Consider the following 26,690-nt stretch of genomic DNA (forward strand, 5'->3'; position numbering starts at 1 on the left):
CCTGCACGATGCCCACGACGGTTTCCTGCACGCCTTCGAGGGCGGCCGCGGCGCCCCCGCCGCCCAGCTGGGCGCGGGCCGGGCTGGTGGCCAGGGCTAGGGTGGTGAGCAGGGCCGCGACGCGCTGCTCGGCTTTGGACGGCTGGTAAGTGTGGCTGGCCGCGGCCAGCGTGTGCAATGCTTCGGTTGCCGTTGCGGCGTGGGTACGGGCCCGGTAAAGAAGGTTGGTTAGCATAGGAAGGAGGTTGGGTGAAAACGGGGCGCTTATCTCCCCGAAAAGCAGGTGTGGCAGTTAGGAGGGTTTGGCGGAGGGCACGGGGCTGCCGGCGCCGGGAAACAGCCCGGTGAGGGCCGCCCGCTGGGCCGCTGCGTCCTTGCTCATGCGGGCTCGCCGCTGCTGGCGCAGGGCGATTTCGGCCGCGCGGTTGGCCTGGTCGTTGGCCGTGGGCGCCGGCGCGGTGATGGGGTTGTGAAACAGGGCTTCGGCCGGCTCCTCATCCGGGTCTGGTACCGGCGGTGGCGCCATTGCGGGCGCTTCATCTACTGCGTCCAGCAGCACGGCAACGGCCCCGGCCGCGTGGCGAATGGAAGCCGGCCGCGGCGCGTCATCGGCAGTCGGTTCAGCAGTAGCTTCTGCGGCTTCCGTGGCTTCTGCAGGGATAGATTCCGCGCCGTCGGCTGAGCCGGCGGCCGCGACCCCGGCTTCGGCCGGCTGCGCTGCTTCCGCTACCTCCAGGTCTTCCGGGGGCAGCAGACTGGCCAGCGCCGCGGCGGCGTCAGCCGCGGCCGCGGGAACCGCGGTTTGGGGAGTAGCGCCGGCGGGCTGGTAGTGAAAGGTGCGCAGGGAATGATGGTTGCGGGTGGCCGTCGCGGCCGGAGCCGCCGGCATGCCGCCGCCCCTGAACCGCCACCAGAGCAGGGCCGCCAGCGCGGCCAGGGCCAAGACAACCACCAGTAAGAGTATTCCCGAACGCATACCGCCCCCTTACGGCAGGACGCGTTAATGTGTTAGTGAAAAGTTAGTAAAAACCTAAAAATTGTTTAGTCGTATGATGCGGCTACCGGCGAAGCAGGCCCCTGCCCATGCGGGTACCTGACCGGTAATTGGGCAGAAGATTTGAGTTTTTCCACGAAGGCGGTGCGGCTTCTAAGCCCGATATGCGTCCTTTGGGGAATCTCTCCGATACTTCACCCCCACTGCCTCCAGCAGTGAGCCCCCTTCGCATGGTACCCTCCGACCACGTTTCCGCCCCTTTGGGGTTTCCTGATTTAAGCCTATCCGCGCCCTACAGCGAGTGCCTGCGCTACGTCCAGCTCCGGCTAAAAGCCCTTGCTCAAGGCGATTTAACCTCTTTTTGCGCCCAGCATGGCCTGACCTATACCAACGTCGTGAACCTGAAAAACGGCAAGCTCAAGCGCGACGAGCCGCGGCTGGTGCAGCGCGTGCTGCGTGCCCTGGGCGTGCCCACCGACATCGTGCGCATCGACATCGGCAGCGGCGCCAACCAGTACGTGTTCGGCAGCGCGGAGCTTCTAGCACAATTCCGCGAGCAGCTGGCCTTCTTCGACGCGGCCGCCCAGCGGGCCGCCGGCACCCCGCCCACCACCTAACCCCCGGATAGCTTTCCTTCTCACGCCCGATTCGGGGGCGGGAGGAGCCGGCGCTGTCCGGCTCCACTCCCCACCCCATGAACGCACCCCGGGAAAACGACCCCTCCGAACTCGACCGCTTCAAGCGCGACATAGACCTGGTGGACTACGCCCAGCGCCAGGGCTACACCATCAAGAAGGAAAGTCGCCGCGGCGACTGGCACCACCTGGTCAAAGACGACGAGCACGTCATCGTCACCCGCAAGGGCGACCACCAGGTGTACCTGAACACCGGGGACGACCGCGACGCGGGCTCCATCATCGACTTTGCCAAAACCCGGGGCGGCAACGGCCACGGCCTCAACCTGGGTCAGGTGCGCCAGCAACTGCGCGAGTACCTCGACGGCGCCCCTGCCCCGGCACGCCAGTGTCCGACTCAATACGCCACCCCGCCGGACACGGCCCGCCTGAGCAGCCTGCCCGTGGGCGACCCGGAGCGGGACCGGCAGGCGGAAGAAGAGCGCCGCACCCGGCTGATTTCCGAGGTGCTGGGCGTGAAGAAGGAGCTAACCGACCGCAGCTACCTGCACGGCCGCGGCATTACCGACGAGACGCTGGACAACCCCGCGTTTCAGGGCCGCATTTTTACCGCGCAGCAGAACGAGCACAAAAACACGGCTTTCCCCCTCTACAACGAGCATGGCCTGGCCAGCGTCGAGCAGAAGAACGAGCACTACAAAAGCCTGCTGCCGCTGCCCAAAAACGGCATCTGGGTATCCCACCCCACTGAGGGCAAAGACACCCCGGTGGAGCGCGTGGTAGTCAGCGAGTCGGCCATCGACTCGTTGTCTCACTTCCAGCTCAAGCACGCGCAGGACCCGAAGAACACGCTCTACATTGCCACCAGCGGCACGCCCACCGAGGCGCAGGTAGCCTTGATTCAGCGGGTTATCGACAAGCAGCAGCCCCGCGAGGTAGTGCTTGCCAACGACCGCGACGCCGGCGGCCGGCAGTTCAACATCAATTACCTCAACGAGCTGCAGCCGGCTAGGCCGATGGTGCCCGTCGCCGAGCAGGAAGCCTACCGCGAGGCCTCCCGGCCGGTGGAGTGGCACGCCACCAGCGACAAGTACCACACCAGCCTGAAGGTGACCTTTCACCACGACTCGGCCGAGCAAGGCGGGGGCCAGGTGCAGCAGCTGCGCGAGCGGGTGGAGCACATCAACCAGACCCAGCAGGACGGTCCGTCGCTCGCCGTGGAAGTGCAGCGCAGCACCGAGCAGGCCACCATTGTGCGCCTCACGGTGGCCCGCGCCGACACGGCCCAGCTGGAAGTCGTGGCCCAGGAGCTGTACCGGCAGCGGGAGCAGCTGCGCACCGCGGTCGAGCGGCAGCAGGAAAGCTTTCTGCGGGTGGACTACCCGCTGGCCAAGGACTTCAACAAAGAGCTGGAGTATACCAACCAGGGCCTGAGCGCCGAGCAAATCCGGGCCGCAGCCCAGCGCGAAGAGCAGCAGCGCGAGTCGGAGCGGCAGCAGCGGCTGGCCGAAGCCCAGCGCCAGGAGCGCGAACAGCGGGCCTTGGAGCGCCAGGCCCAGCGCGAGCGGGAAAACACGCCCGAAGCGCAGCAGGAGCGTGAGCGGGACGATAAGCGTTTTAGCCAAGCCGTGTTCGGAGCAGCTGTAACTGAGGCGGAACCGCGGCCAACCCGTTCCTACCGCAGCGAGCAAGAGGCTCAGGAGCAGACTGCCCAATTCACCCACCTCAAAGAGGCTGGGGTGGTGTTACTTAAGGATTGGATGAACGACAACCCGCCGCCTACTGGGCGCCGCGCCAGCGAGGAAGAGCTGACGGCTGCACCGGCACCCAGAGCACCTGCCGTGGCAGTGGTTGCGCAAGCGCCTGACCACCCTGGGGTTGATAAGGTGGCTACTTGGCGGGTGGATGAACTGGCGCCCCATACCACGGGCCGGGCCGAAGCTTGGCAGGCCGTGCTGGAAAGCGACGGGTATATCCGCACCAGCGCCATCCGCAGCACGGTGGATGAGCAGGGTATCCGCCGGGCTGAGTTCGATATGTACTACCGCAACGAGCAGCCCGAAATCGCGCTGATTCACGCCATCGTGACCAACACCAACGCGCGGGCCGCGGCCGGCAATGAAAAGTACGTGGGCGTCAGCGTCACCGAAAGCGAACAGGACCGGGTGGAGCGGCAGCAGGCGGCCGCTGGTGCGACCCTGCAGCCGCGCACCGGACCCACGCGTGAGCAGGCCGCCGGCGAAGCGGCGCAAACCGGGTCGGGGGATGGAGCGGGCGTGGAGCGCCAGGTACTCGTCCGCGTGGACGAAGTAGCACCGCCGGATGGGGCCCGCGGGCAAGCCGAAGCCGTGAAGGAGGCGCTGGTAGCCAGCGGGGCCAAGGCCAGCGAGGTGCAAAGCACCACCGACGGGCAGGGCATGCGTCACTCGGAAATTAAAGTTTCCTACCGCACCGACCAACCGGATGCGGCGCAGGTTAGCCGGGCCCTGGATGCCGTGGCGGCGCAGCCGGGCAGCGAGGTGGTGGAACACGCCAGCCACCGGGTCGAGCGGCAGGAAACGGCCCGCAGACAGCAGTCCCTCGAAGCCGGCAGTAACCGCGCCGAACTAACGCGCTAGCCCCGTAGGGGCATCATGACCTGAACCCAGAAGGAATGGGGCTTGCTTGGATACTCTTTCGCGCTTTGCGTGTTGAGTCGGTATGGACACGCCCCTATCCCCCACCCCTCAGTTTGGCCCGCGCGAACAAACCCGGGAAGAGCGTGAGCATATTGTCAATCAGTCCCTGGGTATTACCCGCAGCCAGGGGCCCTATCAGGAGCCTGCATGGCTGGCAGAGCTACATGCCCAGTACATTGCCGGTAGGATTGACCTGGCTACGTTGGGCGCCTGCCACGACGAGTGGCGGGAGTCCATCAGCAAGTGAGCCAGGGCAACGGACAGCTAAACGCCTGCTGCCCGGTCATGCCAAGAACATTGCCCATCGGCGTATAATTTTCGTGCATGGGACGTTTGCACAAAGGCTACGCACACTTACACCGGGAGCTGAGCCTGCTGCTGGTGGACGAGCACGGCTGCCTGGTGCTGCGTCTGTTTATGCGCGCTGAATGCCGGTTGGTGCGGGGCCTGAAGGTGGTGCGGGGGCGGTATTTGTTTTTCGCCTGCTAGCGAGCAGCGTCTTTTTTCAGGTCGGTCGTCTATGGGGCGTACTAAGTTGGTACGGCTTACCTCACCTTAATCACTCGATTGTCATGAACAACGAACCCGATGATTGCTGCGCCGACGGCACCTGCTGCGGCAATAATACGTTCGGTTGCTGCTAAGCCATCCGATGTGTTGATAAGAAAGGAGTAGGCGACTTCTGCTCTCTTTTTATTACTTATTTTAGCGTTTGCTTTAATAAGAAAACAGTAACTTAGCGAAAAAATAGCGTTATGGCCACTTCCTGCATTCGGGTCTTTGCTGATGCCGCGCACATTGAACACGGCAAGCAACGGCTGGCCGCGGCCGCGCCGGGCTTGGAATCCATCGCGGCGGTGCTGGCCCTGGCCGGCAACGAGGTGCGCCTGAAGATGCTGTTCCTGCTGCTCGACCAGCAGCAACTCTGCGTGTGTGACTTGGCCGACGTGCTGCAGATGAATGTGTCGGCCATTTCCCAGCACCTGCGCAAGCTCAAGGACGGCGGCGTGGTGCAGGCGCGTAAAGTCGGCCAGACCGTGTTCTATACGTTGACGCCCGCCCTGCGGCCCTTGGTGGAGCCCCTGCTGGCTTCTGTTTCAATCCCTCTTACTGCCTCTGTATCATGAAACAACCTGCTTCGACTTCCACCAAGTCCTTGGCGGGAACCGGCCTGCTGGCGGCGCTGGCGGCCTCGCTGTGCTGCATTACCCCGTTGCTGGCAATTGTCGGCGGTCTGGGCGGCGTGGTCTCAACCTTTTCGTGGCTGGAGCCCCTGCGTCCCTACCTGGTGGCGCTGACGTTGGGGGTGCTGGGCTTCGCCTGGTATCAACAGCTGCGGCACCGCCCCGCCGCCGCCGCTGACTGCGGCTGCACTGTGCCAGCCAAGTCCTCCCCGATGCAGTCGCGGGGCTTTCTGGGCGTTATCACCGCGCTGGCCGGGTTGTTATTGGCCTTCCCTTACTACGGCGCCCAATTCTACCCGTCGGCTACGCCCAAACCGGTGGTGGCCATCAGCGCGGCCCTTTGGCAGACCAGTTCTTACCGCATTGGGGGCATGACGTGCGAGGCTTGCGCCCGCCACGTAGAGCACGACGTGCAGCAGCTGCCGGGCGTGCAGAGCGTGCAGGTGTCGTATGAACGGGGCACGGCCCAAGTGCGCTTCAATGCCGCCGTCACGTCCGTGGCCCAAGTGGAGCAGGCCATTATCGGCACCGGCTATTCGGTGCTGAATCCCACATCTTCCCGTTAAGTGTTTCGATTATGATTCCCCTCACGTCCGACACTCCCCCGCTCCCCGTCACGCTGACCTCCGTGCTCACTTGCCCGGTGTGCCAGCGCCAGCAAGCCGAGCAGATGCCCACCGATGCCTGTCAGTACTTCTACGAGTGCCCGGGCTGTCACACGGTGCTCAAGCCATTAACCGGCGACTGCTGCGTGTACTGCTCCTACGGCACAGTGCCCTGCCCCCCTGTTCAGGTGCAGGGTAATGGCGCGTGCGGCTGTTGCTAACTACCTGCAGCGGTTTCTTTCGCGCTTTGCTGCTGCTACGCGGCCCCTTATGCGGGCTAGGCCACGTGGTTCCCGCCATACCAGCGCCGCTGGAACCAGAAGGCCAGGTTGACCAAGGCAATCAGCGCCGGCACTTCGATAAGCGGCCCAATCACGCCCGCAAACGCCTGGCCCGAATTCAGCCCAAACACCCCGATGGCCACGGCAATGGCCAGCTCGAAGTTGTTGCCCGTGGCCGTGAAGGCGATGCTGGCATTCTCCGCGTAGCCCGCCCCCAGGTACTTGCCCGCCGCGAAGCTGAGCACGAACATGATGCCGAAGTACAAAGCCAGCGGCAGGGCAATGCGCAGCACGTCGAGCGGCACCTGCACGATGGTTTCGCCTTTGAGGCTGAACATGATGACGATGGTCAGCAGCAGCGCCACGAGCGTAATCGGGCTAATGGCCGGGAGGTACACCTGCTCATACCAGTCGTTGCCCTTCAGGCGGCGCAGGAGGGTGCGAGAAAGGAAGCCCGCGGCAAACGGGATGCCAAGGTAGATGAGCACGCTCTGCGCGATGTCTCCGATGCCGATGTGCACGGCGTAGCCCTTCAGGCCAAAGAAGGAGGGCAGCACGGTGATGAAGAGCCAGGCCAGCACCGAGTAGAACAGCACCTGAAAGATGGAATTCAGCGCCACCAGCCCTGCCGCGTACTCGCGGGAGCCATTGGCCAGGTCGTTCCACACCAGCACCATGGCAATGCAGCGGGCAATGCCAATCAGAATCAGCCCCATCATGTACGCGGGCTTGTCGGGCAGCAGCCAGACGGCCAGCAAGAACATGAGCAGCGGCCCGAGTATCCAGTTCAAAAACAAGGACAGCCCGATGATGCGCGTGTTCCGGAAGACCTTGGGCAGCTCTTCGTACTTCACCTTGGCCAGGGGTGGGTACATCATCAGCATCAGGCCCAGGGCCAGCGGCACGTTCACGGTGCCCACGGAGAAGTAGTTCACCGCCTCGTTCATGCCGGGCACGAAGTAGCCCAACGCCACGCCCAGCGCCATGGCCAGGAATATCCACAGCGTCAGGCCCCGGTCCAGGCCCGAGAGCTTTTTCTCGGCCAGGGCGGCGGGGGCCGGAGCGGCGGGTAACGGTTGATTCAGCGTCGTCATAAAAATAGCTGTCTTACGCAACGCCTACGGTTGGGCTGCGCCGCTCCATTTGCACCGTGTTGCGCCACACGCCGTGGTGCTGGCCAATTCGCTCGCGGTAGCCAATGATGCGGAACCCCGCCTGCGTGTGCAGGCCGATGCTGGCGTGGTTTTCCTCGAAGGTGCCGGCCTGCAGCGTCCAGATGCCGTGCGCTTCCGAATCCGCAATCAAGGCCTGCAGCAGTTGCCGGCCCACGCCCTGCCCGCGGGCCCCGGCAGCAATGTAGATGCTGATTTCGGCCACGCCGCCGTACACGCAGCGGCTCGACACGGGCGAGAGCGCCGCCCAGCCCCGCACCGTGCCGGCCTCGTCCACGGCCACCAGACGGCTATGGTCCAGGTGGGCTTTGTCCCAGGCTTCCCAAGCCGGCGCCTGGGTTTCAAACGTGGCATTACCGGTCGCCATGCCGGCTTCGTAAATGGCCTTCACCGCCGGCCAGTGGGCGTCCGTCATCGGGATAATGGTCATGGCAGAAACGGGTTAGTAGGCTTTGCGCAGCATGTCGGCGTACTCGTTGGGCAGCGGCGAGGCCTCCACCGCCAGCGCGGCTTTCTCCACGTCGTATTCCACGCGCACCAGCTCCGAGCGCACGCTGCCGGGGTCCGTCAGGATGGTGTGCTCGTCCAGGTGCAGCAGTTGGTAGGCGGCGCGTGGGTCGCCGTCTTTGGGCTTGCCCACCGAGCCGATGTTGAGCGCGTGCCGGTAGCGGGTTTCGCCCGCGTGTTCGTAGGCGAAGGTGCGGTGATAGGGCTTGTGGGTGTGTCCAAACAGCAGGATGTCGGCCTGGGCTTCCTGCAGCACGCGCAGGAAGCTGGCTTCGGGCCGGTCCTCGAACAGGTACTCGTTGATTTTGCGGGGTGAGCCGTGCACCATCAGCAAACTCAGCGTGCAGGGCTCTTCCTGAAAGTCCAGGCGCATGTGCTTGGGCAGGTAGCGCAGGTAGCGCCGCTCATCGGCCCCGACCACCTGGTTGGTAAAGGCAATGCTCTGGGCGCCCAGGTCTTTCTCCGTGTCCGTTTTGTAGGCGCAGCCGCAGTTCTCGCTGGCCAGGCCAATGCCCTGGTCGTAGTTGCCGGCCAGCGTGGGGATGCCCCGCCGGCGGACCTCGTTGACCACTTCATTCGGCCAGGGGGCGTAACCCACTAAGTCACCCAGGCAAAAAATCATGTCCGGGCGGCGCCGGTCCATATCGGCCAGCACCGCTTCCAGGGCCGGCAGGTTGCCGTGCACGTCGGAGAAAAAGGCAATTGTCATGGAAGAGAGAAAAGAGGGGAAGAAGGGAACAGAGAAACGGCGCCGCCCGGGAGGGCTGCGCCGCTGAATCCGTTAGCAGCACCCGCCACCCGGCGTGCAGCCGGCTACCTGCAGTTGGGGCAGGGCCAGGTCCTGGGCCGGAATGCCACAGGCCTCCTGGGCCAGGCAGGCGGTGTGCTTGGGCGTGAGCACGAAATCGGTGCCATCGAAGGCCAGGCCGAACTTGCCGATGGTGGCTTGCTGGTATTCGACCTCGATGTCGAGGTCCTCGCGGCCGAGAATCTTTTCCGACAGCTTCAGGATATGCAGAAACTTCTGGGGCGCCAGGCGGTGGTCGTAGTCGCCGGTTTCCCAAAGCTGGAAGTTGGCGACGGTTTCGCGGCGCTCGACGCCGCCGCAGTCGATGAAATGCTTGCTCACCAGGCCCACTTCCGTCACGTGGAAGTGCGCCGGCAGGTAGGTGCCGTCGGGCAGGCGAAAGTTCACGGCGTCGAGTCCGGCAAGGGACTGCTTCATTTCGGCGATGTTCATGGGTACAGCGGTTGGGTTATGAATGTGAAGGAAAAGGGCAGCAGCGCGGAATCAGCAGCTACACGCATCCGCGGGCCCGCAGGCCGGGCTGGCAGTAGCTTCAATGAAGAAGGCCGTGAACAGCTGCTGCACCTGCTGCAGCAGCTCGGTGTTAAGGCAGTAGCACACCGTCAGCCCGTCGATTTCCCCGCGGATGAGGTCCAGGGCCTTGAGCTCCTGCAGGTGCTGCGAAACCGTGGTGCGCGAGAGCGGCAGCTCGGCGGCGATGTCGCCGGAAATGCACGTCTGCTTGGAGGCAAGCAATTGAATGATGGCCACGCGGGCCGGGTGCGCCAGCGCCTTCGCCACGCGGGCCAGCTGTTGTTGCTCTTCGGTAAAGGCGGCGGTTTTGGCGTAGGTCATGGCAGGCTGTGAAGTATGTTGCAAATATACGACATAATATGACGCATGTTTACGTCATAAAGTTTTTTTCAACTTTTTTTCACTGCCAACTACATGCATTCAGCCGCAGGCGCCTACAAGCGCTTGGTGAGGTGGTCGGAACCAAGGCGCGCAAACTCCAGCACCCGCGCCGCTTACAGTCAATTGATTGTGACGAAGGAAATAATTTTATTTATCTAATAATCAATGCATTAACTAAGAAACTTGGATTTTTTTCGACGCCTGGGCAAACCCCGCCCTATTTACTGATATAACCTTCATGAAAGCTCGCTTCTACATCCTCAACCACGCGCGCCAGCTGGCCCCCTGCCAGCGGCAAAGGGGGCCTCCATGTGCGCTCGGTCGGCCCTCTGGTGGACGTGTTGCTCACCGGCATTTCCTGGCCGAATTACAAGCAGAGCCGGTTTTTACGTATTCCTAGGTAGAAACCTGTTCGGACCTGCGTCCGAGCCCAAGCCGGCCCGTTGCCTTACCGCACCGGGTCGGCAATAACCGGAACCGCAAGGTTCCACCCCGCCAAGGCGACACAACCATACCTCGCTGCGGCAACCAAAAAATCCTCCATCATTCATTGAAGAACGAACATGAAACACCAGTACTCAACGCCGCCCGCACGGGCGAAACTCATCCAGAAGCTGTTCAGCGTTGCCCTTCTGATACCCTAGCCTTACCGCCGACTCCGGTCGCGGATGTGAATGCGAGCCCGGCGCCGGCGCTGGAGTCGCAGTTGCTGCCGCATGTCAGGCTCCACGTAGAGCAGCAAGCCAAGCACTGGGACCTGGCCGTTCGGGGTAAACTTCAGTCGTTGACTACCCCGCAGGCCTTGGCAGACGACTTGGCGCGGGCGGCGGCTAACGTCCGGCGTATTCTGGCAATGGCTCAGCCACAGCTGCGCATCGGCAACGCGTTGCCCTTGGCGCACCAGCAGCAAGTGTTGCGGCAAATCCTGAACGTTCAGCGCCTGCAGACCCAATTCGAAACCCAAACGTCCGGCGGGGCCTACGCCCCGCATGTGCGGGCGGAACTGGAAGCGGAGCTGTTCGGCTACGATTTGGAATTGGACCCGCGCTTACGACCGGTGTACGGTTACCTCACGACCGTTGGGTATGAACCCGCGGAAGTAGAGCAGTACGGACGTTTTGCTTTGCGGCTCCGGCCGCATATGCTCAGCCGCACGACGCTGTCTATTACCGATACCCTCGACAGGGCCGTGGTCCCGGCCGCCTACACCAATCTGCCGGTCACGGCGCTGATTCCGAACGTGTCAGGCTACGTACGGTGCTTTCTGGGCAGAATGGTGACTGCCACTACCATGCAGGAGCTGGAGTTCCGCTACGTGGAGGCTCAGTACCACGGGGGCGTTGGCTTGGCCGACATTGACTGCCTCTTGACCAAGCAACTGCAAGATGTCCCGCCGGACGTTTGCGACCGTTGCCGGGCAGCGGGCATTGATGTCCGAGAGTTCGGTACCTAACCCTGCCGTAACCCGTAGCGCCGGTAAAGTTCGGCCAGGCCGGCCTCGTTCGTTGTGAACGGGAAGGGCTGGCCGAATTTTAGCAGCTTGGCCCACAGCATGGGCGGGCCGGCTTCGCCTGCTACCTGCACGACCAGTGCGGCGAAAGCCGCGGGGCGAATGGCATTGCTGAGCCCCAGGGCCAGCAATGGAACAGCGGGCGCAGTGGCGAAATGGCCGAGTAGCACCGGTTCGGCAAACCACTCCACTTCCTCCCCCAGGCCCAGGGGGTACTGCGGATGCGTGGAGTCCACGCGCAGGGGCGGGAAAACGCTGTCGTCAAAACCCAATGCTTTCATCCTAAACTGACCGGTACCGGCTAAGCAAAGTTATACGTAAGCCCGCGGTTTTGAGCGCGCCCGCCAGCCGGCGGAGCGCCGCGCCGGCCCAACCGCGGTATGCGGGTAGATTGGCCGTTTGCCTCCCAACGCGTAAGCCGCTCCCTCACCGGAGCGGCTTTTTCGTATTCCGTGCTGCCTGATAGCTCAGAGCCGGGTGCGAAGGAAAGCCAGGAGCTGCTGCTGCCCTTGTTCCATGGCTGCTACGCGCTCCGTGAGCTGCTCCAAGGCTGCCAGGATGGCTTCATGGCCTGCCACAAGCGGCTTGTCCGCCACGGCCGAGGGCGTACGGCCCCGCTCCTTTCGGCGACGGGCCTTGCCCGCGGATTGACTTTCGAGTGGATGTGCCCGCCCGGCCCGTTGGTTACAGGCCGCCACGCGGCAGGGGCTGCCGCAGTATTTCTGCACCCACCGCTTCTTGGGAACAAACTTTCGCCGGCAGTACTCACAGGCAATTTGGGAAGTATCGTGGAGGGACATGGGCGTTTGGCGTTGGTACCAATTGCAAGTAACGAATACGCTTTTTGTGTCCTTTTTCTGACGAGCAGCGGGCAGCAGGTTTGCAGCGATGAAACGCTCCCCCTCTTCTGCCCCGCCGACCAGTCCGCTGGCCCTGGCACATCCGCCTGACCGGGTTGTGTCTTCTCCCCCTGCTTCACGGTGCCGGCAGCCGCCGTTGCCGCTGGGTTTTTCGTGCGAATACGGCCGCAAATTCAGGCAAAAAGCTGCCAGACAGTCGATTGCGGCTAGAGCTGTATCAGATGAACCGTTCGCGGCCCGGCGCCACCTTTGCCCGCACCCTCCCCGCGGGGCCATGCTTCTGACCCACCTCCCGACACCTGTCGCCCTTATTACCCTGTTGCCGGTCCGGCGCGGTGATGCGGGGCTATTTACCGCCGGCGACACGCTTTAACGCGGGCCTCCCCAACCCTGTTTCTCACCCCACAACCGGGCGCCTGATGCCCGTAATTTCTACCTGCGAATAGCATGAACCGCATGAAGATTGCCCTCTGCACTGCCCTGCTGGCCTTGTTGGCCGGGGCCTTTTATGCCGCTTACCGTGGCGTGCAACTGTACCGCGAAGTCACGCGGCCCCTGGAGCCGGTGGCTGGCGCTCCGGCCCTGCTGGCGCAGCCCGGCAAACAGGTGACTACCTACAGCTTTTCCGTGGTGCGCGAAGTAGTGGCGGCACCGGTACCGGTGGCCGCGCCGCAGCGCCCCCAACGGGCTCGCCGGCCGCAACGACCGTGAGCGGGGCCCCGGTTAACGCGCTGTCCTTGCTCGCGCAGCCAAGTTTGCACCTGGCCGGCTCTGCGGGGCTGTTCCAACTGAACGAGGTAGGCGACTACTGGTGGGCCGTTGCCGGCGCCCCGGTTGAGTCGGTGAAGTTCATGCGCTGGATGCGCCAAGCGTTGAGAATAGCCAGCAGGGCCACGCCTACGTCGGCAAACACGGCTTCCCACATCGTGGCCACGCCGCCGGCGCCCAGGGCCAGCACCACACCTTTCACGGCAAAGGCCAGCCAGATATTCTGCCACACCACCGTATGCGTGGCGCGGGCAATGCGCCGGGCCGTGGCAATCTTGCTGGGGTGGTCGGTTTGAATGACGACGTCGGCCGTTTCAATGGTGGCGTCCGAGCCCAGGCCGCCCATGGCAATGCCCACGTCGGCCAGGGCCACCACGGGCGCATCGTTCACCCCATCGCCCACGAAGGCCAGTTTATGGCCCGCGTCCTTATACTGCTGCACGTAGCGGGCCTTGTCTTCGGGCAGCAGCCCGCCGTGGGCTTCGGGGATGCCCAACGTAGTGGCCACCCGCTGCACGATGCTGTCCTTGTCGCCGGAGAGCATGACCAGCTTCGTGATGCCATCGGCTTTCAACTCCTGCACGGCGCGGGCCGCGTCCTCCTTCGGGGCGTCGGCCACGGTCAGGTAGCCGGCGTACTGCCCGTTGACGGCGGCCACCACGATGCTGTCCACTACCTGGTCCACCTCGGGCGGATAGGCCACACCGAATTTGGCGAGCAGCTTGGTGTTGCCGGCCAGTACGTCGCGCCCGTCCACCCGGCCGCGCAGGCCATGGCCGGCAATTTCTTCCACGTTTTCCACTGCCACGCCAGCCGCGGCGGCGCCCACGTGCGTGACCACGGCCTTGGCAATGGGGTGGGTCGACTTAGTTTCCAGCGCCCCCAGCAGGCGCAGCAGCTGCTCTGGTGCCGTGCCGGGCGCGGGCTGCACCTGCTGCACAGCAAACACGCCCTGGGTGAGGGTACCCGTTTTGTCCATGACCACGGTGTCCAGCTCGCGCATCGCGTCCAGAAAGTTAGAACCCTTGAAGAGAATGCCCGCCCTGGAAGCGGCGCCGATGCCGCCGAAATAGCCCAGCGGGATGCTCACCACCAGCGCACAGGGGCAGGAAATAACCAGGAACACCAGGGCCCGGTAAAGCCAGTCGCGAAACGCGTAGTCCTCGACCACGAAGTAGGGAACAGCCACGAGCAGCGCGGCCAGCAGCACCACGATGGGCGTGTAGGTCTTGGCAAACTTGGTGATGAACTGCTGGGTCTTGGCCTTGCGCCCCACCGCGTCCTGCACCAAGGCCAGGATTTTGGCCAGCTTGGTGTCCTGGTAGCCAGCCGTTACGGCGACCTGAATCAGCGATTCGAGGTTGACCATGCCCGCGAGCACCGGCTCGCCCGCCTGCTTGGTCTGGGGGACCGATTCGCCGGTCAGGGCAGCGGTGTTCAGCGAGGCCGGGCCTTGGACCAACGTACCGTCGAGGGCCACTTTCTCGCCGGGCTTCACCTCAATGGTGTCGCCCACCGCCACCTGCTTGGGGTCGAGCACCACGGCCTGCCCGTCGCGCAAGACCGTGACTTCGGTGGCTTGAATTTCCAGCAATGCCCGGATGCTGCGCTTGGCCCGGTTCACGGCCGCGTCCTGGAACAGCTCGCCCACGGTGTAGAACAGCATCACGGCCACGCCTTCCGGGTACTCCCCGATGGCAAAGGCGCCGAGCGTGGCCAGGCTCATGAGCAGAAACTCGTTGAAGACATTGCCCGACGGAATGCTCTGCAGCGCCGAGCGAATGACTTTCCAGCCCACCAGCAGAAAGGCCACGGCGTACCAGGCCAGCCGCACGTAGCCGGCGAAGAACCCCACCCGGTAATAGTCCAGGGCGATGCCGGCCAGCAGCAGCAGCAGGCTGATGCCCGGCAGCAGATACGGGTTAACGTCCGCGTTGTCCTCCTGCTGGTTGCGGGCAGCCGCGGGGGAGGCGATGACGGGCTGGCCGGCCAGGTTCACCACCCGCTTGCCGGGGGGGCGGTGCGGGGCGCGGTGGTCGTGGCCGGGCACATCGTGGCCTTCGGGCTCCGCAGCCGCGTCGGGGGTGAGCTGGTCGCGGCTGAGCGCGCCCACGTTTTCGAGATTCACCTGCTTGGCGGTGTTGAGCTCGTCGTTGGTATCGGGGGAAGCAGGGTCAGGCATTGGAGAATACGCGTGTGGGATGAATAAACAAGAACGGTGGCCGGGAGGGGCCGTACGCCAGGCGAAGCGGCTACTCTTCCTCTTCGGCGTTTTTCAGTTTGGCCAGCAGCGAGTAGGCCCCGTCCGTAACGAAGGTGGTTGTCGCCGGCACGGTTTCCGGCAGGGTGACTTCGGTGTAGTCGTCTTCGCTGCGGCCCAGCGTCACGGGCACCATCCGGTAGCGGCCGGGCGCCTCTACGGCAAAGGCGTAGTTGTTGCCCTCAAAGCGCACCAGGGCGGCATTGGGCAGGGCCGTGGCGTCGGAGCGGCCGGTTTCGATGGTGGCCCGCACGTACAGGCCCGGCAGCAGGGCGGGGTCGTTTTCCTGGTCGAGGTGGCCGTGCACGCGCACGGTGCGGTCCTCGCCGATGGCCTTGCCCACCAGGTATACCCGGGCGGTTCGCTCGCGGCGGGAGTCGGCGGAGTCACTGGCCAGCGTGAAGCGTATCAACTGCCCTTTCTGCACCCGGGCCACGTCCTTCTCGAAGACGACCAATTCCACGTGCAGGTGCTCGGGGTCCACGATTTCAAACAGGGGCTCGGTGGCCGTCACGCTCTGGCCCACCGTCACGTTCACGGCCCGCACGAAGCCCGCCCGCGGCGCCCGCAGGGTGGCCGTGGTGGTGATGGCTCCGCCCACCGGCAGCCCGGCGATGCGCAGCTGCGCGGCCTGCGCGGCCGTTTGCACCTGCAGGGCTTCCGCTTCGGCCTGGGCCCGCTGGTAGTTTTTGAGCGGTGCCACTTCCTGCTGGTAGAGCTCGCGCTGGCGGGCCAGCTCGGCGTTGGCAAACTTCAGGCGGCTGCGCAGCTCCAGGTACTCCTTCTGCAGGGTGACAAATTCGGGGTTGCGCAGCACGGCCAGGGCTTCGCCCTTGCGCACGCGGGTACCCTGCAGCAGCTCGGTGCTTTGCACGTAGCCGCCCAGCGGCGCCGTAATGGACACGGCGCTTTCCGGCGGCACGTCCAGCGTGCCGTTTACGGCCAGGCCCGCGCCCATCGCCCGGGTGCTCACGCGCCCGGTTTTCAGGCCGCCGGCCTGTTGCTCCGCCGGCGAGAGCGTCACTACATCCGAGGCTTCGGCCGCTTCGTCGGCGTTTCCGGCCGAGGCCTCGCCCGCTTCTGTTTTCCGGGCGTCGGTGCTTTCCGCGTCGGCGGATTCAGGTTTTTCCTTGCTGCAGCCGGCCAGCGACAGGCTCAGCAGCAGCAACAGGGATGCTATTTTATTCATGAGAAAAAGTCCGAAGGATAAGGATTACTGGGCGGCGCCGAGCAGGTAATCCAGGTCAATGACGGTCTGGTTGTGCTGCAGCACGGCATCGAGGTAGGCCGTGCGCACGCTCAGGGCGCGCTCCAGGTTGAGCAGCAACTCGGAATAGGTGGTTTCGCCGGCTTTGTAGGAGAGCTGGCTTAGCCGGACAATCGCGGCGGCCTGGGGCAAGGCCGTTTGCTCGTAAAACCGCACGCGCCGCTGCTGCTCCTGCAGGCGCGTGCGGAGCTCGTCCAGCTGGGCCGCCGCTTCGGCTCGGTAGCGCTGGTAGGTGGCCGCGGCCACCTGCTCCTGCAGCTGGGCCGCCTGCACGCGGGCGCGCTGCGGCCCCCGCACCAACGGAAGGGCCACCCCAGCCTGCACGCTGTGGAACCGGTCCCCGGGCCCGTAGGTCACGGGGCGGCCGCCTTCCTCGTAGACGCCGCGCAGCGACTGGTTCGTATAGCCCACGCTTACCTCGGGCAGGCCCCGGGCCCGTTCCAGCCGCGTTTCAGCCCGTCGCTCGGCTATCTGCTGCTGCAGGGCTCGGGCCTGGGGCGTGGCCGCCAAGCGGGCGGTGTCGGCGGGGGGAGGGGGCAGTAACTGCAGGGTGCTGTCGGCGACGGTAATCGCCTGCGGGGCCTGCAGCAGCGCCTGCAGTTGCCGTTGGGCCACCACCAGGTCGGCGCGACTCTGGGCCAGCAGGTTCTGGGTTTCGCCCTGCTGGATGATGGCGTTGGCCGGTTCCAGTCGGTTCACCTCGCCGGTTTTAAACCGCAACTGCGCTGCCCGCAGAAACTCGGAATAGATGCTGTCCTGCCCGCGCAGGGTGCGCAGGCGGTGGCGGGCGTAGACCGCCTGCTCGTAGCTGCGGCGCACTTGCCGGCGCAACTCGGCTTGTACCTGTGCCAGCTGCTGCTCCCGCCCCGCAACCTGCGCCTGGCTCAGGCCGGCCTGCGCGCGGTAGTACCCGGGCAGCGCCAGCGACTGCCCAATGCTCACCACGTTGTCGGGCTGGGGCGAATTGATGGAGCCGTACGTGCCGACGAGGGTGGTGCGGCCCACGTCGTAGGCCGTGCGGCGCAGGGCCTGCTGGGCTTCCAACGCGCGTTGCGCAGCCTGCACCGTGCCATTAGCTTGCAGGGCTTGGCTGACGGCCTGGGTGGCCGTTAGGGAACCTTGGGCCCGCGCTGGCGGGCCCGTCAGCACCCCGCCAAGCAAGCCCAGCAAGCCCAGGAACAGGACCAGGGAAGCCGGCAGGACCGGGGCCGGCGTTGGCTTTTCGGCCGGCTGGGCGATGCGCTCGGACCACGCGTAGAGCACCGGCAGCACCAGCAAGGTCAGCAGGGTGGCCGTGACCAAGCCGCCAATCACGACGGTGGCCAGCGGCCGTTGCACTTCGGCCCCCGCCGATTGCGACAGGGCCATGGGCAGAAAACCCAGCGAGGCCACCGTGGCCGTCATCAGCACCGGGCGCAGGCGCACCTGCGTGCCTTCCAGAATGCGCTGGTAGAGGTTTTGGCGGCCTTCGGCTTTGAGCTGGTTGAAATAGCCGATGAGCACGATGCCGTTGAGCACGGCCACCCCGAACAGGGCAATGAAGCCGACCCCGGCGGAAATGCTGAAGGGCATGCCCCGCAGCCACAGGGCCAGCACCCCGCCGATGGCCGAGAGCGGAATGGCCGTAAAAATCAGCACCGACTGCTTCAGCGACCGGAACGTGAAGAACAGGAGCACAAAAATCAACAGCAGGGCCACGGGCACGGCGATGCCCAGGCGCTCGGTGGCCTGGCGCAGGTTCTCGAACTGCCCGCCGTAGGTGGTGTAGTAGCCCGGGGCCAGCGGCAGCTGCGCATCGACCTTGCCCTGCAGCTCCCGCACGACGCTTTCCACGTCGCGGCCCCGCACGTTGAAGGCCACCGTGATGCGGCGCTTGGCGTCGTCGCGCTGAATTTGGTTGGGGCCCTCCTGCAGGTCTACCGTGGCCACCTGTTCCAGCGGTATCTGCTCGCCGCGGGGCGTGGCCACCAGCAGCTGCCGCACGTTATTGATGTTCTGGCGCAGCTCCGGGGCCAGGCGCAGCACCACGTCGAACCGCCGCTCCTGCTCGAAGAGCTGGCCGGCGGTCTGGCCGGCGAAGGCGGTTTGCACGGTGCGGTTCACGTCCTCGGCGTTCAGGCCGAAGCGGGCCAGTCGGTTGCGGTCGAGCTTGACCACGATTTGCGGCAGGCCGGTGACCTGCTCCACGTACACGTCTTCGGCCCCTTCCACCTGCCGGACCAGGCGGGCCGCGCGCTGGGCGTAGGCTCCCAGCAGCTGCAGGTCTTCGCCGTAGATTTTGAGCACCACGTCCTGCTTGGCGCCGCTGATGAGCTCGTTGAAGCGCATCTGGATGGGCTGCTGGAAGCCGAAAGTCATGCCCGGAATCACGCGCAGCGCCTCGGCCATCTGTTCGGCCAGCTCTTCCTGGGTGCGGGCCGAGGTCCACTTGCGCGGGTCTTTCTCCAGGATAACCATCAGGTCGCCGCCTTCCACCGGCATGGGGTCGGTGGGAATTTCGGCGGCGCCGATTTTGGTGACCACCTCCTTGACTTCGGGAAACTGCCGCTGCAGAATGGCGGCGGCCTGCTGGCTTTTGTCGATGGTGTAGCTCAGCGAGGAGCCGGTGAGCGTGCGCATCTCCACGGCAAAGTCGCCTTCCGAGAGCTGCGGGATGAACTCCCCGCCCAGGGTGCGGAACAGCAGCAGCGCCCCGGCAAACAGTACGGCGGCCGAGCCCAGCACCAGGGCCTGGCGGCGCAGCGCCCACGCCAGCACCGGGCGGTAGCGGGCTTCGAGCCAGCCCATCATGCGGTCGGAGAACGTGCGCGTGCTGGCCGTGGAGCGGCTCAGCACCAGCGCCGACATCATCGGTACGTAGGTCAGGGAGAGGATGAAGGCGCCGATGATGGCAAAAGCCACGGTTTCAGCCATGGGGCGAAACATCTTGCCCTCAATGCCGGCCAAGGCCAACAGGGGCAGGTACACAATCAGGATGATGATTTCCCCAAAGGCGGCGGAGGAACGAATCTTGCTGGCCGCGTGGTAGGTTTCCTCGTCCATCTGGGCGGCATTCAGGCGGCCCGCCGGCACCTGCAGCTGCCCGCCGTGCAGGCGGTGCACGATGGCTTCGACGATGATAACGGCCCCGTCCACCACCAGGCCGAAGTCGATGGCGCCGAGCGAGAGCAGGTTGCCCGACACGCCGAACAAGCGCATCAGGCCGATGGCAAAGAGCATGGCCAGCGGAATGACCGAGGCCACCACCAGGCCGGCCCGCCAGTTGCCGAGGAAGAGCACCAGCACGAAGATGACGATGAGCGCGCCCTCAATCAGGTTGGTTTTCACGGTACTGATGGCACGGCCCACCAAGTCGGAGCGGTCCAGGTACACGTCGATGGTGACGCCTTCGGGCAAGGACTTGCGCACGGTCTGCATCCGCTGCTTCACGGCCTGGATGACCTCGTTGGCGTTGGCCCCTTTGAGCATGAGGACGATGCCGCCGGTGACCTCTCCCTCGTCGTTGCGGGTCATGGCCCCGTAGCGCACCGCCGAGCCCACGCGCACGTCGGCCACGTCGCGCACGAGCACGGGCAGCCCGCCCTGGGTGGTGCGCACAACGATGTTGCCCAGGTCGGCGGCATTTTCAGCCAAGCCCTCGGTGCGGATAAAGTAGGCCGTGGGCTTCTGGTCCAGGTAGGCCCCGCCGGCGTTCTGGTTGTTGGCGGCCACGGCCTGGTACACCTGCTCGGTGGTGACGTTCAACGCGCGCAGGCGCGCCGGGTCCAACCGGACTTCGTACTGCTTGAGCTGGCCGCCGAAGCTGGCGACGTCGGCCACGCCGGGCGTGCCCAGCAGCTGGCGCCGCACTATCCAGTCCTGAATGGTGCGCAGCTCGCGGGCGTCGTAGCGCTGCTCGTAGCCGGGCTTGGCGCGCACCAGGTACTGGTACACCTCGCCCAGCCCGGTGCTGACGGGGGCCAGCTCGGGGCGGCCAACGCTGGGCGGAATCTGGCTTTCCGCCTCGCGCAGGCGCTCGGCCACCTGCTGGCGGGCCCAGTAAATGTCAACCTGGTCCTCGAAGACGATGGTGACCACCGACAGGCCGAAGCGCGAAAACGAGCGCACTTCCTGGCGGCCGGGAATCGTGGCCACGCTCTGCTCGACGGGAAAGGACACCAGGCGCTCGATGTCGCCGGCGGCCAGCGACGGGGCCACCGTGTAGACAACGACCTGGTTGGTGGTGATGTCGGGCACCGCGTCAATCGGCAGCCGACTCAGCGAGTAGCCGCCCCAGACGACCAGCGCCAGCGTCAGCAGCCCGATGATGAGCTTGTTATGAATGGAAAAATGAATCAGCCGGTCAAACATCCGTTGCTGTGGGGGTTAGGTCTAACACTTCGGTCACGACCTGCTGGCCCCGGCCCAGGGCGGCGGAGCACGCGGCACTTTCGCGGCATATGGCTACCACGAGCATATGCCGGCAGCCTGAACACGCGCACGTGCTCAGGCTACCTGAAGGAAGTCAGCAGGAAGAATAGGGAAGGGCTAGGCCTGGGGCGGCTGCCACACGGCCCCGGATGCCCGCGTTGGAGCGGCTACCACGAGAAAGGCGTGGCGCTGGGCCTCGGACCAGTCCGGCAGGGCGGCTTGCGGCAGGACCGGGGTAGCCGGCACCGGCATGACCACGCCGGGGCAGCAGTGGCACTGGCACAGCGGGGAGCACCAATCCCCCAGTGCATCCGTGCCGCCGTCGGCATGCGACGCCGCGGCGATGGTGGTGTGCGCCTGGTCCTGGGACACCGGCACTTCGTCGGTGCAGGTCATCGTCGACAGGCACGCGAAGTAGAAGGCGAAAAACAGGGACAACAGACGCATCGGGGCAAAGGTAACGACAGCTGGTAATTGTCGGCTACCGCTTGTACCCGCTTCGGCAGGCAAAGGTTCCTGATTGAGCTGCGCGGAACTTCCCCGTCTAGTGCCGAAACCGAGTAACTTCAACAGCAAAAGCAACCTGGCCCCCGCCCTTATCCCAGCAGCATGAGCTTGTTTACGGATGTAGCTGATATCCTTGCCCATCTTGAGCTGTGCTACCAGCTGTTCCCGTGGCTCCGCGGGGTTATCGGCGCCAAAGTGGTGAGGATGTGGACCGGCACGCTGCGCTCCCAGCGTAGCCCGGATGATTTTCTAGGCGGGAACGGCGAAAAGCTGAATCTGCTGAATGTATCGGTTATGACCGGGTACAGCATCCGGACTGGGCGAGACGACGCCCTTTTTGCGCACTACAGACGGCTGCTGCGGAAGCTGGAAGTATACTTGCGGGCTTTTCCTGAACTACCGGCCGACAAGCGCTTCCTGGAAAAGATAACGAACCTGGAAGGCCTGTACTTCTTGGCTACCATGAGCGAGCTTTCGCTGGCGTATGCGCTGCACCAGCGGGGGTATAGGGTGAGCTTCGAAACGAAATTCAAGCTGCTGACCACGCTCAAAAAGCGGGACATTGACCTGAGCGTGCAGACGGCCAGGGGCAATACCTTTCACGTGGAAGTGTACATGCCCAACAAGCTCCTCGAGGCGGACAGCGCGAGCGAGCTGGAGTCCGACGAGTACCCGCTGAAAGTTATCGACCTGAAGCAGGATGACGAGAGCTTCGAGCTCAAAATCAGAAATAAGCTGGCCGATAAATTCGGCCAGGATGGCCACAGCGGATTGAATGGGCGGGTATTCCTGGCCGTGAACAAAGTGTTCATGGATGTGCTCCATCTCAAAGCGTTGCTGGCGCCTGACACCGACGACTTTCGGGCGCTCCTGCCGCTGCTGCCCCAAGGCGTTGACGGCTTGCTCGTGTTCGAGGACAGCTTTGAATCAGATTCTTCCCTTAAGATTGATTGCCTGCTTCGAAAGCGTTTGTCCGCTTCTTACGGGCATCCTGACACGGCTAAGGCACGCACTTAGCTGACCAAGAGCAGGTCTTCCAGGCGGGTGGTGTATTGCGGCGTGCGCCACTGGGCTTGCCCCTCCCAGGGCGCGCGAGCCTGGCTGGGGGGCAACACCAGCGCAGCCAGCTTCACGGTGCCTTTGCCAAAGCGACGGTTCAGCGCATCGAGCTCGGCCATCAACTTGGCCCGCTTTTCCGAAACGGGCGCGGGTTCAAACAGGGTGAGCTGTGGTTGTCCTTCCGGCTCCAAGCCGTCGAGTATCACGCCGGCCTTGGTGTAGCGGTTGCCCGGCTGCCAGAGGCGTTTTAGTGCTGCCCGGGCAAAGCGGACCAGCTCAAGGGTGTCATTGGTTGTAGTTGGCAGCGTGAGCACGGCGGAGCAGGAATACGGAGGCGGCTCCAGGCCATAACGGCTTTTGCTTAGAAAGACGGTCATCAGGTGTGCCGCGTCGCCCTGCCGGCGCAGCTTCTCCGCGGCCCGGGAGGCAAAGGCGCTGACGGCACCCATCACGTCGGGAAAATCGGTCAGCGGCCGGCCAAAGGTGCGCGAGCAGCAGAGCGTACGGCGCGACAAGGTACCGTCTTCGCTCGGGGCCAGTCCCTGGCACGGATAGCCCTGCAACTCGCGCACAAGACGAGCCCCTACCACGCCGCCCAGGTACTTGCGGGCAAAGGTTTCCGAGCAGCCGGCCAGCCCGGCCGCCGTGGTAATGCCGGCCGCATGCAGCTTCTGGGCATACTGCCGGCCAATGCCCCAGACATCTTCCACCCCCACCTGCTCCAGGGCCCAGCGGCGACGCTCGGCCGTATCGAGGTAGCATACCCCGCCCATCTCCGTGTTTTTCTTGGCCAGACGGTTGGCCAGCTTGGCCAGGGTTTTGGTGGGGGCGATGCCCACGCAGGTAGGGATGCCGGTGCGGGCCAGCACGTTGGCGCGCACGGTGCGGGCAAAGGTGTCGAGGCTGCTGACCACGAAGCGCTCCATGCCGTGCAGGTCGAGAAAGGCCTCGTCAATGGAGTAAATTTCCACCGCCGGCGCTACCTGGCTCAGGTACCACATCACCCGGCGCGACATGTCGCCGTAGAGGGCGTAGTTGCTGGAAAATACGGCCACGTTGTGTTGCTCCAGCAGAGGCTTGACCTGAAAATAGGGCTCCCCCATCTGCAGGCCCAGGGCCTTGGCCTCCGCGCTGCGGGATATCAAACACCCGTCGTTATTCGACAGGACCACCACGGGCCGGCCTTCGAGCCGGGGCTGAAAAACCCGCTCGCAGCTCACGTAGAAGTTGTTGGGGTAGCGCAAGAGTAAGAACAGAAATTCCCGTTAGGGCAGTTGCGCGAGCCGTTCTTCCAAACTGGTCGGGTCGCGCAGCGGGCGCAACTCGCCGGCGGCGATGCCTTCGGGCAGGGTGAAGTCGTAGCGGCCCAGCATGTTGATATGCTCGTGCAGCAAGGGCGAGAGGCGGGCCACATCGCCGGGCTCCGGCGGTTCCACCACGGCTTGGTGGTGTTCCAGCGCCTGCTGCAGATAGCGAGTATTCCACAGCACCAAGGCGTTGACGACCAGGCCCAGGGCCCCGAGTTGGTCTTCCATGCCCTCGCGGTAGCGCTGGCGCAGCTCGCCTTTTTTGCCGTGGAACACGGCCCGGGCCACGGCGTGCCGCCCCCCGCCCCGGTTGAGCTGCACCAGGATGCGCCGGCGGTAGGCTTCGTCCCGCACGTACGCCAGCAGGTAGAGCGTTTTCTCCACCCGCCCGACTTCGGCCACGGCCCGCCCCAGCCCGGAGAGGGTGCCGGCCCGTTGCAGGGTGCGCATCACGGCCGTAGCCTTGACCTTGCCGAGTTTGAGCGAGCCGGCCAGCCGCAGCATGTCGTCCCAGTGCTCGGCGATGAGCCGGGCATTGACCACGTGGCGGCTCAGCGCGTTGAGCGGCCCGTAATCCGCCTCTTTTTCCAGGCGCCAGAACCGCTGGTCCGGCAAGTCGGCCAGCCGCGGACTGAAGCGGTAGCCCAGCAGGGCAAACAGGCCGAACACCACGTCGCTGTAGCCGTGGGTATCGGCCATGATTTCCCGCGGGTCGAGGCTGGTTTGCTGCTCCAGCAGCCCGGCCAGGATGAACAGCGAGTCGCGCAGGGTGCCGGGGATGACGATGCCGTGAAAGCCCGTGAACTGGTCGCTGGTAAAGTTGTAGTAGGTCACGCCGCGCTCCGAGCCGAAGTATTTGCGGTTCCAGCCGGCGTGAATCGTGCGCACGGGCACCACGAACCGCATCCCGTCGGCCGAGGCGACTTCCCCGCCGCCCCAGGCCTGGGCCAGGGGCAGCTGCGCCTGGGCGTCGACCAGCCGGGCGTTGGCGGCCGTGAGCGTTTCCACCCGCAGGTAGTTTTGCTGCACCCACGAGAGGTGCGGCAGCGTCAGGGCCGGCACGTCCGCCCGGGCCACGGTCTTCAGCCCCAGGTTGCAGGCCTGGGCCAGCAGCACGGCACAGAGGCTGAGCGGCAGGTCAGGGGCCGCGGGCTGGCCATCCGCCACGTGGGTGAAGGCGCTGGCAAAGCCGGTGAAGGCGTCCACTTCCAGCAGCAGGGCCGCCAGCTCCACCTGGGGCAGGCGCTGGGCCAGTTGCGCCCGCAGCGAACGCAACTGGTCCGACTCGCCTTGGGCCGTCAGCGCGCTCAGCGCGACGTAAGGCTGCCCGTCTTGCTCGAGTACCTGCAGAGCCGAGTTGTGCGGCAAGTTCGTGCGCACCTCCGTATAGGCCGCCGCCAGCTGCTCTTGCCAGCGGGCCAGTTCGACCTGTGGGTCGGTGGATCGCTCCAGGGCCCGGGCCACCGAGTCGCGGACCTGCTCCCAGGCCTGGCCGCGGAGCAATTCCGCCCGCGGGTCGCCGTAGCGCTCGCTGCGGCGCACGAACACGTCGCGGCGGCGCAGCGCCTGGTGCAGGCGCTCCACCACGCAGAGCGTATAGGCGGGCGGATGGACCTGGCCTTTAGCGGGAAACACGCGCCGGGCCCACCGGCGCGGTACCACCGCGCGGGGTGCACTCGCCCACTTCGGGAGACCCCGGCCGCCCGTCTCCTGGACCTGCAGAAAGCACCAGGCATCGAGTAGGGGCTTGGCCGCGGGCGTACCCTCGAACACCACCCCGCGCAGCAGCGCGGGCAGAAAGCGCCGCACCGTGGCGTAACGGCTGCTGAGCGCCTCTACCAGCGGGTCCTCGTCACTACGGGCCAATTCCTGCACGGCATCCGCCGCTTTGCGCAGGGCATCCGGGCCGAAGCGTTTGAGCACGTGCTGGCGCAGGTCGGCGTCCGGAACGTCCTCGTCGAGCAGCAGGCGCACGGCCTGCTCCAGCACCAGGGCCGCTTGGTCCAAATCCTTGAGCGAGCGCAGGCGCTCGCGGCGGCGGGTGGTTTCCCCGCTCAGGGCCAGCGTGGCCATCAGCCCGTCAAACAGGTCCAAGATGTCATCGGTGGCCGTGCGTTCGAGCGTTTGGGCGAACACGAGCAGCGTGGCCAAGCGGCGCTCCTCGCTCATGCGCAGCAGGGTCTGGGCCCACGCAGACTGGGCGTGCCGGGCCAGGCGCGCCAGCCGGGCTTCGGGCAAATCCTGCACGGGCACCTCGCCCACGCCCAGCGCCCGAATCTGGTCCAAGCGGCGCAGGGCGGCCACCAAAGCGGGGGCGGAAACCCGGGTGGGGGCCGTGCGCAGCACTTCCAGCGGGGTCAGGCGCTCGCCCGGCCCCACCCGCAGCAACGCTTCCAGGACCGCTTGCTGCGCCGGGTTCAGCCGGGCGCGCAGTTGGCGGTAAAGGTGACGTCCCGTGCGCTCGCGCACGCGAGCAATCAGGCGGGCCAGCACCGTGACGCCGGGCAGCACCACGCGCTGGGCCACCAGGTACGCGGTGGCCAAATCGAAGAGCACACTCGGCCGCACGGTGCTGGTGGCCACCTGCGCGTAGAGCCAGCGGGTGAGGCGGAAGGCCTGCCGGCCGTCAAACGCGTGGTACTGCAGGTAGTCCTGAATCAGGGGCTGGTGCTCGTAGCCGGTATTGGGCCGGTCGCCGTACGGCGCCAGTTGCTCCGGCGCCAGGCCGAGTTGATGGGCCAAGGTCTGCACCACGACGGGCGGCACCTGCAACGGGTCGACCAGAAAGGTGCCCAAAAAACGCAGCGTCCCCAACTGCACGGCGCAACCCAGGCGGGTATGGGGCAAACGCCTGGCCGCCAGAAACTGCTGGTCGGCCGCGCTCAGGTAAAAGAACCGGGTAAGCTGCTCCGGGCTGGGGTCGGCGTGGTACTGGCCGTAGCGAGCGGCTTGCTCGTCGCTGAGAAATTCAACGGGCATGGGCA

General features: G+C 65.2%; 24 protein-coding genes. 9 read left to right on the plus strand and 15 right to left on the minus strand.

Going from position 1 to position 26,690, the window contains the following annotated elements; all coding sequences use genetic code 11:
- Positions 1 to 235: hypothetical protein (locus LJ737_RS23035; protein WP_227769121.1), on the minus strand; the 235-nt coding region annotated here is incomplete at its 3' end.
- 57 nt (positions 236 to 292) lie between these two features.
- A complete protein-coding gene (locus LJ737_RS23040; RefSeq protein WP_227769123.1) occupies positions 293 to 976 on the minus strand; it encodes a hypothetical protein in 684 nt (227 codons plus the stop codon).
- Positions 977 to 1,389: 413 nt separating this feature from the next.
- On the opposite strand from LJ737_RS23040, the gene LJ737_RS23045 reads away from it, so the two are divergent.
- The 3 genes from LJ737_RS23045 to LJ737_RS23055 all read left to right on the plus strand — a co-directional run bounded on the left by LJ737_RS23045 (position 1,390) and on the right by LJ737_RS23055 (position 4,796).
- Entirely contained in the window at positions 1,390 to 1,611 is a 222-nt protein-coding gene (locus tag LJ737_RS23045) for a hypothetical protein (protein WP_227769124.1), read from the plus strand.
- 77 nt (positions 1,612 to 1,688) lie between these two features.
- Positions 1,689 to 4,247, plus strand: coding sequence for a toprim domain-containing protein (locus LJ737_RS23050; RefSeq protein ID WP_227769125.1), 2,559 nt, complete (start codon positions 1,689 to 1,691; stop codon positions 4,245 to 4,247).
- A gap of 384 nt (positions 4,248 to 4,631) precedes the next feature.
- Entirely contained in the window at positions 4,632 to 4,796 is a 165-nt protein-coding gene (locus LJ737_RS23055) for a hypothetical protein (RefSeq protein WP_162303730.1), read from the plus strand.
- Positions 4,797 to 4,852: 56 nt separating this feature from the next.
- Here the strand turns inward: LJ737_RS23055 and LJ737_RS23060 are convergent, their stop codons facing one another.
- The gene (locus LJ737_RS23060; protein ID WP_227769126.1) at positions 4,853 to 5,122 is read right to left on the minus strand and encodes a hypothetical protein; all 270 of its coding nucleotides are present in this window, start codon (positions 5,120 to 5,122) and stop codon (positions 4,853 to 4,855) included.
- Between the two features lie 24 nt (positions 5,123 to 5,146).
- Here LJ737_RS23060 and LJ737_RS23065 point away from each other — a divergent pair, with 24 nt between their 5' ends.
- The 3 genes from LJ737_RS23065 to LJ737_RS23075 are packed head-to-tail and all read left to right on the plus strand — an operon-like array spanning position 5,147 to position 6,317.
- Positions 5,147 to 5,434, plus strand: coding sequence for an ArsR/SmtB family transcription factor (locus LJ737_RS23065; RefSeq protein WP_227769131.1), 288 nt, complete (start codon positions 5,147 to 5,149; stop codon positions 5,432 to 5,434).
- Entirely contained in the window at positions 5,431 to 6,057 is a 627-nt protein-coding gene (gene merTP, locus LJ737_RS23070) for a mercuric transport protein MerTP (protein ID WP_110980497.1), read from the plus strand. Before LJ737_RS23065 ends, merTP begins: the two co-directional genes overlap by 4 nt.
- 11 nt (positions 6,058 to 6,068) lie before the next feature.
- Positions 6,069 to 6,317 carry a GDCCVxC domain-containing (seleno)protein gene (locus LJ737_RS23075; protein ID WP_110980498.1) on the plus strand — a complete coding sequence of 83 codons (249 nt, stop codon included), beginning with the start codon at positions 6,069 to 6,071 and terminating at the stop codon, positions 6,315 to 6,317.
- A 56-nt stretch (positions 6,318 to 6,373) separates the two neighbouring features.
- On the opposite strand, the gene arsB is transcribed toward LJ737_RS23075, so the two are convergent.
- The 5 genes from arsB to LJ737_RS23100 form a co-directional block, all read right to left on the minus strand.
- Positions 6,374 to 7,471, minus strand: coding sequence for an ACR3 family arsenite efflux transporter (gene arsB, locus LJ737_RS23080; protein WP_227769133.1), 1,098 nt, complete (start codon positions 7,469 to 7,471; stop codon positions 6,374 to 6,376).
- A gap of 13 nt (positions 7,472 to 7,484) precedes the next feature.
- A complete protein-coding gene (locus tag LJ737_RS23085) occupies positions 7,485 to 7,979 on the minus strand; it encodes a GNAT family N-acetyltransferase (protein ID WP_110980500.1) in 495 nt (164 codons plus the stop codon).
- Between the two features lie 12 nt (positions 7,980 to 7,991).
- The gene (locus LJ737_RS23090) at positions 7,992 to 8,765 is read right to left on the minus strand and encodes a metallophosphoesterase family protein (protein WP_183405458.1); all 774 of its coding nucleotides are present in this window, start codon (positions 8,763 to 8,765) and stop codon (positions 7,992 to 7,994) included.
- A 72-nt stretch (positions 8,766 to 8,837) separates the two neighbouring features.
- On the minus strand, positions 8,838 to 9,296 hold the full coding sequence (locus LJ737_RS23095; RefSeq protein ID WP_227769134.1) for a DUF6428 family protein: 459 nt from the start codon (positions 9,294 to 9,296) through the stop codon (positions 8,838 to 8,840).
- A gap of 51 nt (positions 9,297 to 9,347) precedes the next feature.
- Entirely contained in the window at positions 9,348 to 9,698 is a 351-nt protein-coding gene (locus tag LJ737_RS23100; protein WP_227769137.1) for an ArsR/SmtB family transcription factor, read from the minus strand.
- A 610-nt stretch (positions 9,699 to 10,308) separates the two neighbouring features.
- Here LJ737_RS23100 and LJ737_RS23105 point away from each other — a divergent pair.
- Complete coding sequence (locus tag LJ737_RS23105) at positions 10,309 to 11,211, plus strand: DUF3626 domain-containing protein (protein ID WP_227769138.1); 903 nt, start codon at positions 10,309 to 10,311, stop codon at positions 11,209 to 11,211.
- On the opposite strand, the gene LJ737_RS23110 is transcribed toward LJ737_RS23105, so the two are convergent.
- Positions 11,208 to 11,504 carry a hypothetical protein gene (locus LJ737_RS23110; protein WP_227769139.1) on the minus strand — a complete coding sequence of 99 codons (297 nt, stop codon included), beginning with the start codon at positions 11,502 to 11,504 and terminating at the stop codon, positions 11,208 to 11,210. The genes LJ737_RS23105 and LJ737_RS23110 overlap by 4 nt on opposite strands.
- 1,080 nt (positions 11,505 to 12,584) lie before the next feature.
- Between LJ737_RS23110 and LJ737_RS23115 the strand changes: the two genes are divergently transcribed.
- Positions 12,585 to 12,839 (plus strand): hypothetical protein, encoded by a 255-nt coding sequence (locus LJ737_RS23115; RefSeq protein ID WP_227769141.1) that lies wholly within the window; start codon positions 12,585 to 12,587, stop codon positions 12,837 to 12,839.
- Between the two features lie 94 nt (positions 12,840 to 12,933).
- Here LJ737_RS23115 and LJ737_RS23120 read toward each other — a convergent pair whose 3' ends face one another.
- The 4 genes from LJ737_RS23120 to LJ737_RS23135 form a co-directional block, all read right to left on the minus strand.
- Positions 12,934 to 15,078, minus strand: a complete 2,145-nt coding sequence (locus LJ737_RS23120; RefSeq protein WP_227769142.1) for a heavy metal translocating P-type ATPase — start codon at positions 15,076 to 15,078, stop codon at positions 12,934 to 12,936.
- Positions 15,079 to 15,148: 70 nt separating this feature from the next.
- Entirely contained in the window at positions 15,149 to 16,345 is a 1,197-nt protein-coding gene (locus LJ737_RS23125) for an efflux RND transporter periplasmic adaptor subunit (RefSeq protein WP_227769144.1), read from the minus strand.
- A 24-nt stretch (positions 16,346 to 16,369) separates the two neighbouring features.
- The gene (locus LJ737_RS23130) at positions 16,370 to 20,773 is read right to left on the minus strand and encodes a CusA/CzcA family heavy metal efflux RND transporter (RefSeq protein WP_227769147.1); all 4,404 of its coding nucleotides are present in this window, start codon (positions 20,771 to 20,773) and stop codon (positions 16,370 to 16,372) included.
- A 177-nt stretch (positions 20,774 to 20,950) separates the two neighbouring features.
- Positions 20,951 to 21,280 carry a DUF6660 family protein gene (locus tag LJ737_RS23135; RefSeq protein WP_183405467.1) on the minus strand — a complete coding sequence of 110 codons (330 nt, stop codon included), beginning with the start codon at positions 21,278 to 21,280 and terminating at the stop codon, positions 20,951 to 20,953.
- 162 nt (positions 21,281 to 21,442) lie between these two features.
- Here LJ737_RS23135 and LJ737_RS23140 point away from each other — a divergent pair, with 162 nt between their 5' ends.
- Positions 21,443 to 22,357, plus strand: coding sequence for a hypothetical protein (locus LJ737_RS23140; protein WP_227769148.1), 915 nt, complete (start codon positions 21,443 to 21,445; stop codon positions 22,355 to 22,357).
- On the opposite strand, the gene LJ737_RS23145 is transcribed toward LJ737_RS23140, so the two are convergent.
- Positions 22,354 to 23,643 carry a Y-family DNA polymerase gene (locus LJ737_RS23145; RefSeq protein WP_227769149.1) on the minus strand — a complete coding sequence of 430 codons (1,290 nt, stop codon included), beginning with the start codon at positions 23,641 to 23,643 and terminating at the stop codon, positions 22,354 to 22,356. The genes LJ737_RS23140 and LJ737_RS23145 overlap by 4 nt on opposite strands.
- 21 nt (positions 23,644 to 23,664) lie before the next feature.
- Complete coding sequence (locus LJ737_RS23150; protein ID WP_227769150.1) at positions 23,665 to 26,685, minus strand: Tn3 family transposase; 3,021 nt, start codon at positions 26,683 to 26,685, stop codon at positions 23,665 to 23,667.
- Between the last annotated feature and the right edge of the window lie 5 nt (positions 26,686 to 26,690).

It is taken from the genome of Hymenobacter sp. 15J16-1T3B, assembly GCF_020711235.1.
Taxonomy (GTDB): Bacteria; Bacteroidota; Bacteroidia; order Cytophagales; family Hymenobacteraceae; genus Solirubrum.

Coding starts and splice junctions, on each gene's coding strand:
- LJ737_RS23040 (WP_227769123.1), bottom strand. CDS start 976: ATGCGTTCGGGAATACTCTTACTGGTGGTTGTCTTGGCCCTGGCCGCG.
- LJ737_RS23050 (WP_227769125.1), top strand. CDS start 1,689: ATGAACGCACCCCGGGAAAACGACCCCTCCGAACTCGACCGCTTCAAG.
- LJ737_RS23055 (WP_162303730.1), top strand. CDS start 4,632: ATGGGACGTTTGCACAAAGGCTACGCACACTTACACCGGGAGCTGAGC.
- merTP (WP_110980497.1), top strand. CDS start 5,431: ATGAAACAACCTGCTTCGACTTCCACCAAGTCCTTGGCGGGAACCGGC.
- LJ737_RS23075 (WP_110980498.1), top strand. CDS start 6,069: ATGATTCCCCTCACGTCCGACACTCCCCCGCTCCCCGTCACGCTGACC.
- arsB (WP_227769133.1), bottom strand. CDS start 7,471: ATGACGACGCTGAATCAACCGTTACCCGCCGCTCCGGCCCCCGCCGCC.
- LJ737_RS23085 (WP_110980500.1), bottom strand. CDS start 7,979: ATGACCATTATCCCGATGACGGACGCCCACTGGCCGGCGGTGAAGGCC.
- LJ737_RS23090 (WP_183405458.1), bottom strand. CDS start 8,765: ATGACAATTGCCTTTTTCTCCGACGTGCACGGCAACCTGCCGGCCCTG.
- LJ737_RS23095 (WP_227769134.1), bottom strand. CDS start 9,296: ATGAACATCGCCGAAATGAAGCAGTCCCTTGCCGGACTCGACGCCGTG.
- LJ737_RS23100 (WP_227769137.1), bottom strand. CDS start 9,698: ATGACCTACGCCAAAACCGCCGCCTTTACCGAAGAGCAACAACAGCTG.
- LJ737_RS23115 (WP_227769141.1), top strand. CDS start 12,585: ATGAAGATTGCCCTCTGCACTGCCCTGCTGGCCTTGTTGGCCGGGGCC.
- LJ737_RS23120 (WP_227769142.1), bottom strand. CDS start 15,078: ATGCCTGACCCTGCTTCCCCCGATACCAACGACGAGCTCAACACCGCC.
- LJ737_RS23125 (WP_227769144.1), bottom strand. CDS start 16,345: ATGAATAAAATAGCATCCCTGTTGCTGCTGCTGAGCCTGTCGCTGGCC.
- LJ737_RS23130 (WP_227769147.1), bottom strand. CDS start 20,773: ATGTTTGACCGGCTGATTCATTTTTCCATTCATAACAAGCTCATCATC.
- LJ737_RS23135 (WP_183405467.1), bottom strand. CDS start 21,280: ATGCGTCTGTTGTCCCTGTTTTTCGCCTTCTACTTCGCGTGCCTGTCG.
- LJ737_RS23140 (WP_227769148.1), top strand. CDS start 21,443: ATGAGCTTGTTTACGGATGTAGCTGATATCCTTGCCCATCTTGAGCTG.
- LJ737_RS23150 (WP_227769150.1), bottom strand. CDS start 26,685: ATGCCCGTTGAATTTCTCAGCGACGAGCAAGCCGCTCGCTACGGCCAG.